The sequence below is a fragment of the Streptomyces sp. 11-1-2 genome (genome assembly GCF_003595545.1).
Taxonomy (GTDB): Bacteria; Actinomycetota; Actinomycetes; order Streptomycetales; family Streptomycetaceae; genus Streptomyces; species Streptomyces hygroscopicus_B.
The window spans coordinates 1912003-1924530 of record NZ_CP022545.1; the positions used below are offsets into that span (position 1 = coordinate 1912003).

Annotated in this window: 12 protein-coding genes and 2 pseudogenes; 6 read left to right on the forward strand and 8 right to left on the reverse strand. The window is 69.6% G+C overall.

What is annotated here, in order from left to right; translation table 11 throughout:
• Positions 1 to 30: 30 nt before the first annotated feature.
• Positions 31 to 1243: pseudogene (locus CGL27_RS07635) on the reverse strand (helix-turn-helix transcriptional regulator).
• A 208-nt stretch (positions 1244 to 1451) separates the two neighbouring features.
• Here CGL27_RS07635 and CGL27_RS51590 point away from each other — a divergent pair.
• Positions 1452 to 2156, forward strand: a complete 705-nt coding sequence (locus CGL27_RS51590) for a hypothetical protein (protein WP_240450385.1) — start codon at positions 1452 to 1454, stop codon at positions 2154 to 2156.
• On the opposite strand, the gene CGL27_RS07645 is transcribed toward CGL27_RS51590, so the two are convergent.
• The 3 genes from CGL27_RS07645 to CGL27_RS07655 form a co-directional block, all read right to left on the reverse strand.
• Positions 2131 to 2496, reverse strand: coding sequence for a dihydrofolate reductase family protein (locus tag CGL27_RS07645; protein ID WP_119985485.1), 366 nt, complete (start codon positions 2494 to 2496; stop codon positions 2131 to 2133). The genes CGL27_RS51590 and CGL27_RS07645 overlap by 26 nt on opposite strands.
• Positions 2477 to 2677 carry a hypothetical protein gene (locus CGL27_RS07650; protein ID WP_162952902.1) on the reverse strand — a complete coding sequence of 67 codons (201 nt, stop codon included), beginning with the start codon at positions 2675 to 2677 and terminating at the stop codon, positions 2477 to 2479. The genes CGL27_RS07645 and CGL27_RS07650 overlap by 20 nt, the downstream gene beginning before the upstream one ends.
• A gap of 160 nt (positions 2678 to 2837) precedes the next feature.
• Positions 2838 to 3488, reverse strand: a complete 651-nt coding sequence (locus CGL27_RS07655; RefSeq protein ID WP_119985489.1) for a disulfide bond formation protein DsbA — start codon at positions 3486 to 3488, stop codon at positions 2838 to 2840.
• Between the two features lie 313 nt (positions 3489 to 3801).
• Here CGL27_RS07655 and CGL27_RS07660 point away from each other — a divergent pair, with 313 nt between their 5' ends.
• Complete coding sequence (locus tag CGL27_RS07660) at positions 3802 to 4545, forward strand: flavodoxin family protein (RefSeq protein WP_119985490.1); 744 nt, start codon at positions 3802 to 3804, stop codon at positions 4543 to 4545.
• A gap of 64 nt (positions 4546 to 4609) precedes the next feature.
• Here the strand turns inward: CGL27_RS07660 and CGL27_RS07665 are convergent, their stop codons facing one another.
• Positions 4610 to 5236: an RraA family protein gene (locus CGL27_RS07665; RefSeq protein WP_119985492.1), complete on the reverse strand. Its 627-nt coding sequence runs from the start codon at positions 5234 to 5236 to the stop codon at positions 4610 to 4612.
• A gap of 246 nt (positions 5237 to 5482) precedes the next feature.
• Here CGL27_RS07665 and CGL27_RS07670 point away from each other — a divergent pair, with 246 nt between their 5' ends.
• From CGL27_RS07670 to CGL27_RS07680, 3 genes are all read left to right on the forward strand, one after another.
• Positions 5483 to 6604, forward strand: coding sequence for an LLM class flavin-dependent oxidoreductase (locus CGL27_RS07670; protein ID WP_119994281.1), 1122 nt, complete (start codon positions 5483 to 5485; stop codon positions 6602 to 6604).
• Entirely contained in the window at positions 6601 to 7242 is a 642-nt protein-coding gene (locus tag CGL27_RS07675; protein WP_119985494.1) for a CE1759 family FMN reductase, read from the forward strand. Before CGL27_RS07670 ends, CGL27_RS07675 begins: the two co-directional genes overlap by 4 nt.
• A gap of 175 nt (positions 7243 to 7417) precedes the next feature.
• Complete coding sequence (locus tag CGL27_RS07680) at positions 7418 to 8089, forward strand: aquaporin (protein ID WP_240450954.1); 672 nt, start codon at positions 7418 to 7420, stop codon at positions 8087 to 8089.
• On the opposite strand, the gene CGL27_RS07685 is transcribed toward CGL27_RS07680, so the two are convergent.
• Entirely contained in the window at positions 8037 to 8708 is a 672-nt protein-coding gene (locus CGL27_RS07685) for a TetR/AcrR family transcriptional regulator (RefSeq protein ID WP_162953278.1), read from the reverse strand. The genes CGL27_RS07680 and CGL27_RS07685 overlap by 53 nt on opposite strands.
• Positions 8709 to 9224: 516 nt before the next feature.
• Positions 9225 to 9455: pseudogene (locus CGL27_RS51595) on the reverse strand (helix-turn-helix domain-containing protein); the annotation flags it as partial.
• Between the two features lie 147 nt (positions 9456 to 9602).
• Here CGL27_RS51595 and CGL27_RS07695 point away from each other — a divergent pair.
• Positions 9603 to 11213, forward strand: a complete 1611-nt coding sequence (locus CGL27_RS07695) for an MFS transporter (RefSeq protein WP_119985497.1) — start codon at positions 9603 to 9605, stop codon at positions 11211 to 11213.
• Between the two features lie 281 nt (positions 11214 to 11494).
• On the opposite strand, the gene CGL27_RS07705 is transcribed toward CGL27_RS07695, so the two are convergent.
• Positions 11495 to 12496 (reverse strand): alpha/beta hydrolase, encoded by a 1002-nt coding sequence (locus CGL27_RS07705; RefSeq protein ID WP_119985499.1) that lies wholly within the window; start codon positions 12494 to 12496, stop codon positions 11495 to 11497.
• Positions 12497 to 12528: the final 32 nt, after the last annotated feature.

Consider the following 12528-nt stretch of genomic DNA (forward strand, 5'->3'; position numbering starts at 1 on the left):
ACAGGGGCGCAACGTCCCACTTTCACCACGCTATTCGCTGATCCCCAGGAACTCCGCCAACGGCCTTAGCCCCGGGGGGTGGTTGGGGAGTGCCCACAGGTCGCGCACGATGGCCACGGCCAAGGTGTGGTGCCGCATCCACGTCGGCGCCACCCGGCGCAGGGACTCCAGGGTCTTCACCGCCCCGGCGGCGTCGCCGATGTCCGTGTGGGCTCGGGCCACGTCCAGCAGCAGCCACGTCCGCCAAGAGGGCGGTGTGTCCTTGCTCAGCCGCATCCCCTTGGCCAGTGCCAAGGCGTCCTGCGGGTGCCCGTACTGGACTGCGAGCCTGACCCGTTCGATGCGGACCGACGACGGGCTGAAGACGCTGACCATACGGTTGTCGCCGCCGTCGGGCAGCTTCGAGACTCGGGCGGCTTCCTTCTCCGCCGTCTCCATCATCGCTGCCGCGCGCTCATAGTCACCGCTTCGCGCGGCCGACGTGGCGGCGCTCATGGTCAGCGCGCCCCACACCTTCAGGCCGTCGGCCGTGTCGGTACGGCCTGCGTTCGCCATGTCGTCGGCGACACGGAGGGCGATGCTCAACGCGTCGTCCAGGCGGCCTTGCCGCTGGTAAGTCCAGGCCGTGGAGTTGACGATCATCGCCGGAAGCAGCGGATCGGAGGACTGCCCCGCAGCCTCTATCGCGCTCCAGGCTGATGAGGGCGAGATCGGTCTTGCCCATCCGCACGGCGACGTGTCCGGCAAGCTGAAGCGCTTTGCCCAGCGCCGCGAAACCCGACCTGCGGTCGTCGTGGTTGGACGATGCCGTGGCGGTGCGCGCATCCGAGATCAAGTCCGGCAGGGCCTTCATCACCGTGTCGAACTCGGCGGAGTGGTACTGCGTCCAGCCATCCGCGATCTGCTCGCGCAGACGGTCCGACGAGAAGCCGGGCCCTGGTGGTTCCGGCTCCGGTCCCCAGAGCGGGGGCATGATGGCGCGGCGCACCGCTACGAAGCGGGGTCCGTCGTTCTCGCCTGTGGCGGAGACGGCAGGCGGGTCGCCCAGAAGCGTGGTCAGCTCCACACCGAGACCGTTCGCCAACGCGTGCAACGTGGGGAGGCGTGCCGACCGTTTCCGCCCCTGTTCGAGTTGACGGATCACATCGACGGACACGCCGGAGCGCTCGGCCAGCTCTTCTTGCGTCAGGGAGGCCAGACGGCGCAAGCGGCGCAGGGTCCGCCCGAGGTCTTCGTTTGCCACGCTGCCACGGTACGCCGCCACGATCGGGAGAGGGCGCCGCCAAGGGCGAGGTGTGCGACGGCGGCTACGTCGGGGCGTTCGCGTACAGCGCCCGCGGGAGATCGCCCAGGCTCTCGCGGACCCTCTAGGCGGCATCCGCGTGGTTGCGCGATGATCCCGATGCACCGGCTCGCCGGTGGGAGGGCTGAAGTGGTCGAAACGGGGAGGCGTGGCTGTGCGGGATGAGCTACTGGGGGGCCGGTACCGGATGGTGCGGCAGCTCGGCGAGGGCGGTATGGGGCAGGTGTGGGAGGCGCAGGACGAGTCGCTGGGGCGACGCGTCGCCGTCAAGGTGATCTCGCTGCTGGCCGGTGGCGGTAGCCACGGCGACGAGGCCCACGCACCAGGGCACGCGCCACCAGGAGGCGGGCCCACCCTGCCTCCGACGCTGCCCGGCACGACGTCGCTCCCGCCGGTGGATCCCACGTCCAAGGCGCGCAAGACCGCGACTGCCGCGATCGCGCTGGCGCTGCTGTGCCTTCCGGGGCTCCTGTTCATGGTCTCCAGAACCATCGACTACGTCCAAGATCACTCCGCGCCAACCGGGTTGATCGTGGTGAATATGGCGATAGGCATCGTGGAGCTGGTCATGCTCGCCACGGGCGCGCTGCTGCTGTTCCAGCGCAAGATGGCCGGTCGCCGGATGATCGCGACAACCGGTGGCGTGGCGGCTCTGCACAATCTGAGCGCCAGCGTGCAGTACAAGGTGGTGGGTGGGCCACCGGACGTCGAACTGATCGCCTACGTCGTCGGCCCGCTGACGGCCGCTTTGGCGATCGCCGCCGTGGTCATGGCCGCGCTTCCGTCCACAGGACACTGGTGCCGTCGCACGGCGGGGCACGGTGGTGTCAGCGGGCGTTCGGAACGTAGGTGAGGCCGAGGACGCCGTTGGTGAGCCGCTTGACGTCGATCAGGTCGAAGTCCGTGGTGTCGATCCCGTCGTAGAGCCGTTCGCCGCTGCCGGCGATGACCGGGAACAGCCAGAACAGATACTCGTCGACCAGCCCGTGCTCGAGCAGTGTCCGGCTGAACGAGCCGCCGGTGCCGACCTTGAGGATGTCGCCGCCCGGCTGTTCCTTCAGCTTGCGTACGGCGTCGACGACGTCGTCCCCGAGCAGGGTGGCGTTCCACTTCACCTCGGTGAGGGTGCGCGACGCCACGTGCTTGGGGATGGTGTTCATCCGGACCGCGTAGTCACCGAACGCCTCCTCCATGGCCGGCCACACCTCGGTGGTTCTCGTAGCTGACCCGCCCGTAGAGCAGCGCGTCGACGGAGAAGAGCAGGTCCCTGGACAACTGCTCGAACTCGCCGGCCCGCCGCGTGGGGAGCCAGTTCTGGGGCGTGCTGATCTGGCCGTCCAGGGTGATTACCGCCTGCTCAATGATCTTCCGCACGGTCACTGCTCCTTGCCGGTCGATGTCGCGTGGTCAGCGTGTCGAGAGTGCAGACCGGCCGGAGCGAGAGAACTCATCGGTTCGGCGACGCCGTTGGCAACCGTGGTGCCGGTCCCCTGCGGGTGCGATGAGGAGGGGCCGAGGATTGCGCCCCGCCGGCTCACGGCCGACCGGCCCAGCCGCTCACATCGGGGGACGGGCTGGCCGGTGCGCCCTTGAGTTCATGGAAGCCGGGGGCGCCCGCGACCACCAAGGTGGCGTCCCAGAGCCGGCCGGCCTCCTCGCCCCGGGGGACCCGGGACAGCACCGGCCCGAAGAAAGCGATCCGCGCGTCGGCGGCACCGCCCGGGTCCGGGGCGGCGACGACCGGAGTGCCGACATGAGGTCCGAGGAGAGCGATGGCCTCGGCGTGGGAAGCGCGCACCGCGCCGTCGTAGTCGCCGCAGGACCCGGCCTCGGCAAGCTCCGGAGGCAGCCCGGCATCGGCCAGCGCCACCTCGGGATCATTCATCCACTGCTTGGCGCCGCCGTCACCGCGATCGGCCCAGAGGGCGGCGTAGAACGCACCCAGCCCTTCCTGACCGTACTGCCGCAGGACGGCGGCGCAGATGCGTACGGGCACCCACAGGTAGCCCTCGGGGTCCCCTTCGGGATCGTCGTCACGGCCCTCGTTGAGCACCGCCAAGCTCATGACGCGCCAGCGCACGTCCAGGCGCCGGACCTTGGCCGCCTCCACCACCCACCGCGAGGTCAGCCAGGTGTAGGGGCAGGCGGGGTCGAACCAGAAGTCCACGGTCAGTGTCGTCGTCATGGCGTGCTCCTCACCGCTCGCGTGAGCATGTAGCCGTTCCGGGGTGCGGGGTACGTCCGGTACGTCGACCTCACCGGCCGGTGGAGTCGCCCTGCCCACGCCTGTCAACTTCCGATTACCGTACGGGAGTTGTTGACGAGGAGAGCGACGGACAGCGCTCTGGCGATTCCTTCGCGCTCGATCCGCACCTTGGTCTTATGAAGTGCATAAACACGCGCAAAATGAGTCGTAAAGGGACAAACGGCGATCTTCGCGAGATGCTGCTGAGCCTGGCCCGGCCCGCCGGGTCAGCAGTCCCGTATGAGGAGCCCGCATGGCAGCGTCGCCATCCACCGCCACCCCGACCGATGACACGTACCGCTTCGACGACCTGACCGCCCTGTACATCAACTGCACGCTCAAGCCGTCTCCGCAGCGGAGCAACACCCAGGGGCTGATCGACCGGAGTCGCGCGATCATGGATGCGCACGGGGTCACCACGGACGAGTTCCGGGCCGTCGACCACGACATCGCGACGGGCATCTACCCGGACATGACCGAACACGGCTTCGCCACCGACACCTGGCCGACGCTGTACGAGCGGGTGATGGCGGCGGACATCCTGGTGCTGGCGGGGCCGATCTGGCTCGGCGACAACAGCTCGGCGACCAAGCGGGTGATCGAACGTCTCTACGCCTGCTCGAGTCTGCTCAACGACAAGGGCCAGTACGCCTATTACGGACGCGTCGGCGGCTGTCTGATCACCGGTAACGAGGACGGTGTGAAGCACTGCGCGATGAACGTCCTCTACAGCCTCCAGCACCTCGGCTACACCATCCCGCCCCAGGCCGACGCGGGCTGGATCGGCGCGGCGGGACCGGGGCCGTCGTACCTGGACCCGGACTCGGGCGGCCCGGATAACGACTTCACCAACCGCAACACCGCCTTCATGACCTGGAACCTGATGCATCTGGGGGCCATGCTCAAGCGTGCCGACGGCATCCCCGCCCACGGCAACCAGCGCTCCGAGTGGGAAGCGGGCTGCCGTTTCGACTACCCGAACCCCGACTACCGCTGAGGTCGCCGAGGATCACTCCGAGAGGGCCGCCGACCGACCCGGCCTCGCGACGAGAATCGGTGCCTCACGAAGGCGCCCGGTACTCGCCGAGGATCTCCTCCGCGGCGCGGGCATCCTCGGCCTCGACCTTCAGCGCTTCGTCGATCACCCGCCGCAGGCTTCCGCCCGGGATCACGACCGCGCCGCTGGCGTCGGCGTAGACGTAGTCCCCGGGGACCACGCATACGCCGCCCACTTCCACGGCGACGTTGACGGCATAGGGCATGGCGATATCGCCGCCCCAGCGAGTCGCCTCCCCCCGGCACCAGGTCGCGAAGCCGTAGGCGCCCAGTTGGTCGAAGTCGCGCAGCCGCCCGTCCGCCAGGACTCCAGCGGCATGGGTGTGTTCAAGCCTGGAGAGCTTCGTTCCACCGCCGTGGGATACGTCGGGATGGCCTCCACTGGAAAGCACCAGCACGGTGCCCGCCGGACGGTCGCCTACCGCCTGGCCGAAGAGATCGCCGAACTCGGCGTGCGGGACGTCGTCGCGGTAGGGCACATAGGCAATCGTGGCGGCCGGGCCGAACAGCTCTCGTGGCGCGGGGCTGACGAGGCCGACGATATGCGCCCGGTGACCGTGGACCCGGCCCATGGCGTCGACCAGCGACGCGCAGGACACGCGGTCGGGCACGGGTTTCGGATCGCTGGCCATCGTCGCTTCCTCCCTCTCATCGCGGCACCGGACGATCTCATCGCAACACCGGATGATCGCCCTATACCGGACATACCACGTGGTCAATGCTAGCCACGCGGCCGCGGCGCGGCAGCTTGTGACGACCGAGGTCCTCCCCAGCAGACACACGTTTTTGCATGACGGTCGCAAGACTGGGAGAATTACGTACAACCCGGACAGTAGATCCGGAGGGAGTTCCGCATGGACTCGTCCGAAGCGCTGGGGATGCAATTCGGCATCTTCACGGTCGGTGACGTCACGACCGACCCCACGACTGGGACAGCCCCCACCGAGGCGGAGCGCATCCAGGCCACCGTCGCGATCGCGCGCAAGGCCGAGGAGGTCGGACTCGACGTCTTCGCCACCGGCGAGCACCACAACCCACCCTTCGTACCCTCCTCGCCCACGACGCTGCTCGGCTATATCGCCGGGCAGACCGAGCGCATCATCCTGTCGACCTCGACCACGCTGATCACGACCAACGACCCGGTCAAGATTGCCGAGGACTTCAACGTGCTCCAGCACCTGTCCGGCGGTCGTACGGACGTCATGCTGGGCCGAGGAAACACCGGGCCCGTCTACCCGTGGTTCGGGCAGGACATCCGCCAGGCCGTCCCCCTGACCGTCGAGCACTACGGCCTGCTGCGCCGCCTGTGGCGCGAGGAGGTGGTGGACTGGGAGGGCGAGCTGCGTTCCTCCCTGCAGGGCTTCACCCTGGTGCCACGGCCACTGGACGACGTCCCGCCGTTCGTCTGGCACGGCTCCATCCGCACCCCCGAAGTGGCGGAGCTGGCGGCCTATTTCGGGGACGGATTCTTCGCCAACCACATCTTCTGGCCCACCTCCCATACGCAGTCGATGGTTCAGATGTACCGCCGGCGCTTCGCGCACTACGGTCACGGCACCCCGGAACAGGCCATCGTCGGCTTGGGCGGGCAGGTTTTCCTGCGTCGCAACAGCCAGGAAGCGGTCGACGAGTTCCGGCCGTACTTCGACAATGCCCCGGTCTACGGACACGGCCCCTCGCTGGAGGACTTCACGACGCTCACGCCGTTGACGGTCGGATCACCGGCCCAGGTCATCGAGCGAACGCTGGGTTTCCGCGACTACACCGGCGACTACCAGCGCCAGCTCTTCCTCATCGACCACGCCGGTCTCCCGCTCAAGACGGTGCTCGAACAGCTCGATCTGCTCGGCGAGGAAGTGGTGCCGGTGCTCCGCAAGGAGTTCGCCGTCGGCAGGCCGGCCGACGTCCCGCCGGCCCCGACGCACGCGTCCCTGCTCCGCGCCCGTAGGGGCAACGAAAAGCCGCAGTCCGACGACGACGAAGGTCCGGAAGCGCGATGAAATTGGCGATCATCACCGGCGGTCTGCGCGAGCCGTCCTCGACGCGACTCCTCGCGGACCGGCTGGTGACGGCTGTGACCAGGGAACTCGAAGAACACGGCGAACAGGTCGAGGCGTCATTCGTGGAACTCCGTCCCCTGGGCCACCTCATCATGGACGCGATGCTGACGGGATTCACCAAGGACGAACTGGAATCCGCCTTCCGAACGGTCGCCGACGCCGATGGCATCATCGCCGTCACACCCGCCTTCAACGCCTCTTTCAGCGGGCTGTTCAAGTCCTTCTTCGACGTACTGCCGGAACAGACGCTCTCGGACCTGCCCGTCCTCATCGGCGCGACCGGCGGGACCGAGCGGCACTCGCTGGTTCTCGAACACGCCCTGCGCCCGATGCTCACCTATCTGCACGCGATCGTCTCCCCCCGTGCCGTCTACGCCGCCACCAGCGATTTCGGCTCCCAGTCAGGGGCCGCCCTGGCGGAACGCATCACCGACGCCGCGGCCGACTTCTCCCGTCTGCTGCGCGCCTGCGGTCCACGGGTGCGTCGCGACCTGGCGGACGAAGATCTCGCCTCCATGCAGCGGCTGCTCGGCGACACGACCGGCGTGGGCCCCGGCCGGCCGACGGACCCGGCATGAAGCGCACACCCCCGCCCGCCCGGATCCGGCACCGCGCCGCCGCGCCACCTCGGGTAGGGCGCCCGGGGGGATATACCCCGAGCTCAGATCGGGTTCGTCAGCTCAGAAAGGGTTCGTCATGCGCGCTCTGCGTTTCGATCGCTTCGGTGACCCCCACATCCTGCACCTCGCCGATATGCCCGACCCGGTGGCGGAGGGTGGCGAGGCCGAGCTTTCGCTGGACACATCTCCAGCGCACACGTACACGCACCCGCGGGCGCCGCCGCCCCAGCCAGCACGCAGGGACCCACCAGCATGGACCAGGCCCGCGCAGCAGACGGCCGACCGGCCCCGCCCGCTCCGGCCGGCCCGGTCACCTGGACCTTGGTGGCCAGGAACAGCGCCTTGGAGTGCCTCCTGGCGTTCGCGCTGCTCTTCGGCGTCACCACCATCGTGCGCTGGATCGCGGGGTCCTCGCCCGTGTCCGCGGCCATCCCGCGGGGGTTCGGTCAACCCGGCCCGCCAGTTCGGACCGGCGATCGTCTCCGGCCAACTCGACTTCCTCTGGGTCTACCTGCTCGCCCCCATGGTGGGGGCTGTGGCGGCGACCTCACTCCGCAACAGGTTCCTGAAGCGACGCGCGGTTCGCACGTATCGGCTGTGCGGAACCGACTGCGCCGGCTCGCCCCCCGCGCGCCCGGTCGATCGCGTCGAAGCGTTCGAGGGCACCGGCCTGCTCATGCTCGCGCTGCACCGGTCGCCTGGTCGGCTCCGGCCGCGCATCGGGCCCGTCGTCCACGTCGCCGTGCGACGGCTCAGTCGGCGGTGGACTCCGCGGCCTCCGTGCCGTCCGCGGCCTCCGCGGTGACCGTGGCTGCGACGTCCTCGACCACGGCGCATGCCTGCTTCTCGGGCACACCGGCCGCGATGAGCATGGCAACGGCGCTTCGGGTGCCGTCGTCCTCCAGTGCCCCCGTGTTGACCTGCTCCAGCAGAGCGACCGTGAGCGCTTCCAGGCCCGCGCTGAGCACCGCGGGGGGCAGATGGGTGTGGAAGACGCCGTCCCGCTGTCCACGCTCCAGGATGGACGTGACGTCTTCACGCGCGGGCTTGATGATCTCGGCGACGCGTTCCGCGCCCAGGTCGTGCCGGGCCAGCGCCAGGAGCATCCGGTAGCGGTCGCCTACGGGCCACATCGACAACGCGAAGTGCGCGAGCGCCCGCTCGGCAGGGCCCTTGAACTGCACTCCGGCCACCGCCGCGTCCCGGAGGGCCTCGGAGGCTTCCTCGGCCAGCGCCTCGAGCAGCGCGACCCGTCCGGGGAAGTGGCCGAAGAGGGTGCGGCGTACGACACCGGCGGCGCGCGCCAGTTCCTCCAGTGTGATGTCCGGGTTCCGGCCGAGTTCCTTGCGGGCCGTGGCCAGGATGCGCGCCCGGTTGGAACGCGCGTTGCGTCGCTGCGGGACGCGGGCAGCGGGCTTGGTCACGGACAACCTCGGGGGCGGTACGGCGGACAGGAGCGGCACGTCCATTCTGACACGCGGCATTCCTCGCGATCCCGGATCGCTTCCGGCATGCGGACCACCACCGCAGCGGGCGAGGTCGCCGTCGGCCCCCACGGCGACCAGGGCGGCGGCGGCCGTGCGCGTGCCGTCGTCGGTCCAGGTGCCGGTGTTCCCGCATTCGAGGAGCGCCAGAACGTATGCCTCGACGGCGCGGCTGAGCACGGGCGGCGGAAGGCTGGTGCGGAAGACGCCCTGCCGCCGGCCTTCGGTGATGATCGCCGTGGCCATGTCGCGGGCGGGGGCGAGGACGTCGGCCCGTTCGGCGCCCAGGTCCTGGGGGGCGAGCCGGAGCAGCATGCGGTAGCGGTCGCCGACGGGCCACAGGGTGAGGACGAAGCGCGCGAGGGCGATGGCGGCGTCGGGGGCCGGGAGCGCGACCGCGGTGAGTTCCGCTCGAAGGGCCTCCGCGGCGTCGTCCACGAGCCCCTCGACCAGCGCGGACCGCCCGGCGAAGTGCCCGTAGACGGTACGGCGCGACACCCCGGCGGCCTCGGCGATGTCGCCAAGGCTGCTGTCGGGATCACGGTCCAGTTCCCGGCGGGCCGCTTCGAGGATGCGGGTCCGTGTGGTGCGCGTCCGGCGGCGGCCGGGGTCTGGCGGGACTCGCGGGTTGGGCACGGCAGCACCTCCTTCACCAGGCCGCTCTGCGGGGCCCACCTGCTTACCCATCGACGAGCAAGCAATATTTGCACACCGATGGGCAATAAACTAGTCTGCACATCCATGGGCAAGTAACTGTCCTCGGTGCCAAGGCAGCAGCCCGCACCGCTCCTGCCGACCCCCGAAGCCGACCGCTTCGCCCCCTAGGAGCTTCCGATGCCGCTCGTCGCGAACACACCGGTCGAGAAGATGACCGGGCCGTACCCACGGCGCTGGTGGGCACTGATCGTGCTGTGCCTGAGCCTGCTGATCGTGGTCATGGCCAACACATCCCTGATCGTCGCCGCGCCCGACATGACCACGGACCTGCACCTCAGCAGCAGCGATCTGCAGTGGGTCGTCGACGGCTACACCGTCCCCTACGCCGCGCTGATGCTGGTGCTCGGCGCGATAGGCGACAAGTACAGCCGCCGCGGCGCCCTCGTCACGGGCCTGCTGATCTTCGCGGGCGGTTCGGTGATGGGCAGCCAGGTCGACGAGACCAACCTGGTCATCACCGCCCGGGCGATCATGGGCGTGGGCGCCGCCGTGGTCATGCCGGCCACCCTGTCCCTGCTGGTGGCGATCTTCCCGAAGCGTGAGCGGGCACGGGCCATCACCGCCTGGACCGCGACCTCCGGCCTCGCCATCGCCGTCGGCCCCGTGGTCGCCGGCTGGCTGCTGCGGGACCACGCCTGGGGTTCCACCTTCCTGATCAACGTGCCCATCGCGGTCGTCGGCGTCATCGGCGCACTCGTCCTGGTGCCGCCGTCCAAGGCGAAGGGCATGGGCCGGATCGACTACATCGGCGGTCTGCTCTCGATCGTCTCCGTCGGCTCCCTCGTCTACGCGATCATCGAGGGCCCGCACTTCGGCTGGGGCACCGGCCCGGTCACCGCGGCCGTGGTCGCGGGCGTGGGGTTCCTGGCCTTCGCTCTGTGGGAGCTCAAGCACCCCCACCCCATGCTGGACGTCCGCAAGTTCAGGCTGCGTGCCTTCGGCGGCTCCATGCTCGCGGTGCTGTTCTTCTTCTTCGGCACCTTCGGCTCGATCTACTACGCCACACAGTTCCTGCAGTTCGTCCTCGGCTACGACGCCCTGGAGACCGGCGTTCGCCTGCTGCCGCTGGCCGGTGGCGTGTTCGTCGGTGCCGCGGTCACCGGGAAGCTGGCCCCGAAGCTCGGGGTGAAGGCCATGGTCGTGCCCGGCATGGTCATCGGCGCCGTGGGCGTGTTCCTGCTCACGCAGATCGGCAAGGGCTCGGACTACACCGACTTCCTGCCGTCGCTGCTGCTGCTCGGCTTCGCGATCGGCCTGAGCGTGTCCCCGGCGACCGACACGATCATGGGCTCGTTCCCCGAGGCCGAGCTGGGCGTCGGCGGCGGCGCCAACGACACCTCGCTGGAGCTCGGCGGCTCCCTCGGCATCGCCCTCCTGGGCTCGCTGCTCAGCACGTCCTACCAGGACAAGCTGAGTGACCTGGTGGGCAACCAGCTCCCGCACAACGCCATGGACGTCGCCAAGGAGTCGGTGGGCGGTGGCCTCGCGGTCGCCGAACAGATCGCGAAGAGCCCGAGCGGCGGCCCCCAGAAGGCTCAGGCGCTGGTGGACGCGGTACACGAGTCCTTCGCCCACAGTGTCGCGCACACCAGCCTCATCGGCGGCATCATCATGGCCGCCGGCGCCCTGATCGTCCTGGCCGTCCTGCCCGGCCGCAAGGCCGCCGCGCCCCCGCACGGCCAGGAGCAGGCAGAAGAGGACGTGAAGGAGCCCGCGGAGGTCGGCTGACCCCGGACGGGCCGTGCCTCGAGCGGCACACGGCCCTGGACGGTGCCGGGAGGGGACGCCCGGCACCGTCCTTTTTGTGCCCCCCGGTTGGTTACCCGGGGTCGCGTTCGGCGTGCGGCTCCCGCCGCGGCCATGGCGGAGATGATGCTGCGCATGCTGGGCGTCCCCGCCGACGAAGCCCTGGACATCGCCGACCGCCCCCTTCCCGCGCACGACTGAAGCCACGGCGGGAGCACGGACCGTCGTTCCTGGGCGAGGCCCGGGTCAGACGTGTCCGCGAACTACCCGGCCCGGTCCGGCAGATAGGCGCGGAGCCAGAGATCGAGCTCGGCGAAGATGCGCTCGCGCACCTCGGGCATCGACAGCACCAGGTCGTGCACCCCGTCCCGGATGCGCACGGTGGTGACCCGGGGGCCCAGCCGGGGTGCGAGGCGGGCGATGTCATCGGCGCGTAGTACGCCGTCGGTGCGGAGCAGTGCGTCGTCCCACTCGGTGGTGGCGGTGCTGGCGGTCGAAGCCATCACCAGAACCGGACAGTCGATGCCCAAGCCGCGGCGCACCCGCCGCTGGCCCCGTTGGATCGCCGCCAGCCACCCGGCGTAGAGGGGGAAGCCCTCGGCCGGTTTGAGGGTCAGGTCGAACTCCCAACTGCCCCGGAAGTCACGGTGGAGACTGTGGACGTAGTGCGGGTTGAGCGGGGCCGGGAGCTTGCGGGTGGCCACCAGCCGTCCGAGGAGGCCGACGACGGGGGCGCCGAGCGTGCGGATCAGCAAGGGAGCGGGCAGGGACAGAAACGGGCTGTTGAGGAAGAGCGCGTCGATCGTCCCCCGCCCGGTCCGCCGGTCGGCGTACAGGGCGCTGATCAGGCCGCCCGTTGAGTGGCCATTGAGCAGCAGGGTGTCGTGTCCGTCGACCTCGCGGATGATGCGGACGGCCTCGTCGAGTTCCTCGTCGTAGGCGCCGAGGTCGTGAATGTAGTTCGGCGAATGGTGCGGGCGCAGTGAGCGGCCGTACTTGCGCAGGTCCAGTGCGTAGAAGTCGTAGCCGCGCTCGGCGTAGAAGTCGGCCAGGTGGGTCTGGAAGAAGTAGTCGACGAAGCCGTGCACATAGAGCACCGCTCGGCGGGAGCCTCCAGCCGCGGCGCCAGGATCTGCGGACCGGCGGCGGACCAGGGTCGCGACGACATCGCCCTCGTGGTCGGCGGCGAGCGGCAGGTCGATCGACTGGTAGGGCTCGCCCAGGATGTCGGTGAGGAAGTCCACGGCGCCGACTGTAATGGCCATGCCCGCGCCAACACTCCCGGAACCCCGTGGCC

Bases quoted from the DNA above. Each gene is read 5' to 3' on its own strand.
- CGL27_RS07695 (WP_119985497.1), top strand. From the start codon at position 9,603: ATGCCGCTCGTCGCGAACACACCGGTCGAGAAGATGACCGGGCCGTAC.
- CGL27_RS07660 (WP_119985490.1), top strand. From the start codon at position 3,802: ATGGCAGCGTCGCCATCCACCGCCACCCCGACCGATGACACGTACCGC.
- CGL27_RS07705 (WP_119985499.1), bottom strand. From the start codon at position 12,496: ATGGCCATTACAGTCGGCGCCGTGGACTTCCTCACCGACATCCTGGGC.
- CGL27_RS07645 (WP_119985485.1), bottom strand. From the start codon at position 2,496: ATGGAGGAGGCGTTCGGTGACTACGCGGTCCGGATGAACACCATCCCC.
- CGL27_RS07670 (WP_119994281.1), top strand. From the start codon at position 5,483: ATGCAATTCGGCATCTTCACGGTCGGTGACGTCACGACCGACCCCACG.
- CGL27_RS07665 (WP_119985492.1), bottom strand. From the start codon at position 5,236: ATGGCCAGCGATCCGAAACCCGTGCCCGACCGCGTGTCCTGCGCGTCG.
- CGL27_RS07680 (WP_240450954.1), top strand. From the start codon at position 7,418: ATGCCCGACCCGGTGGCGGAGGGTGGCGAGGCCGAGCTTTCGCTGGAC.
- CGL27_RS07655 (WP_119985489.1), bottom strand. From the start codon at position 3,488: ATGACGACGACACTGACCGTGGACTTCTGGTTCGACCCCGCCTGCCCC.
- CGL27_RS07675 (WP_119985494.1), top strand. From the start codon at position 6,601: ATGAAATTGGCGATCATCACCGGCGGTCTGCGCGAGCCGTCCTCGACG.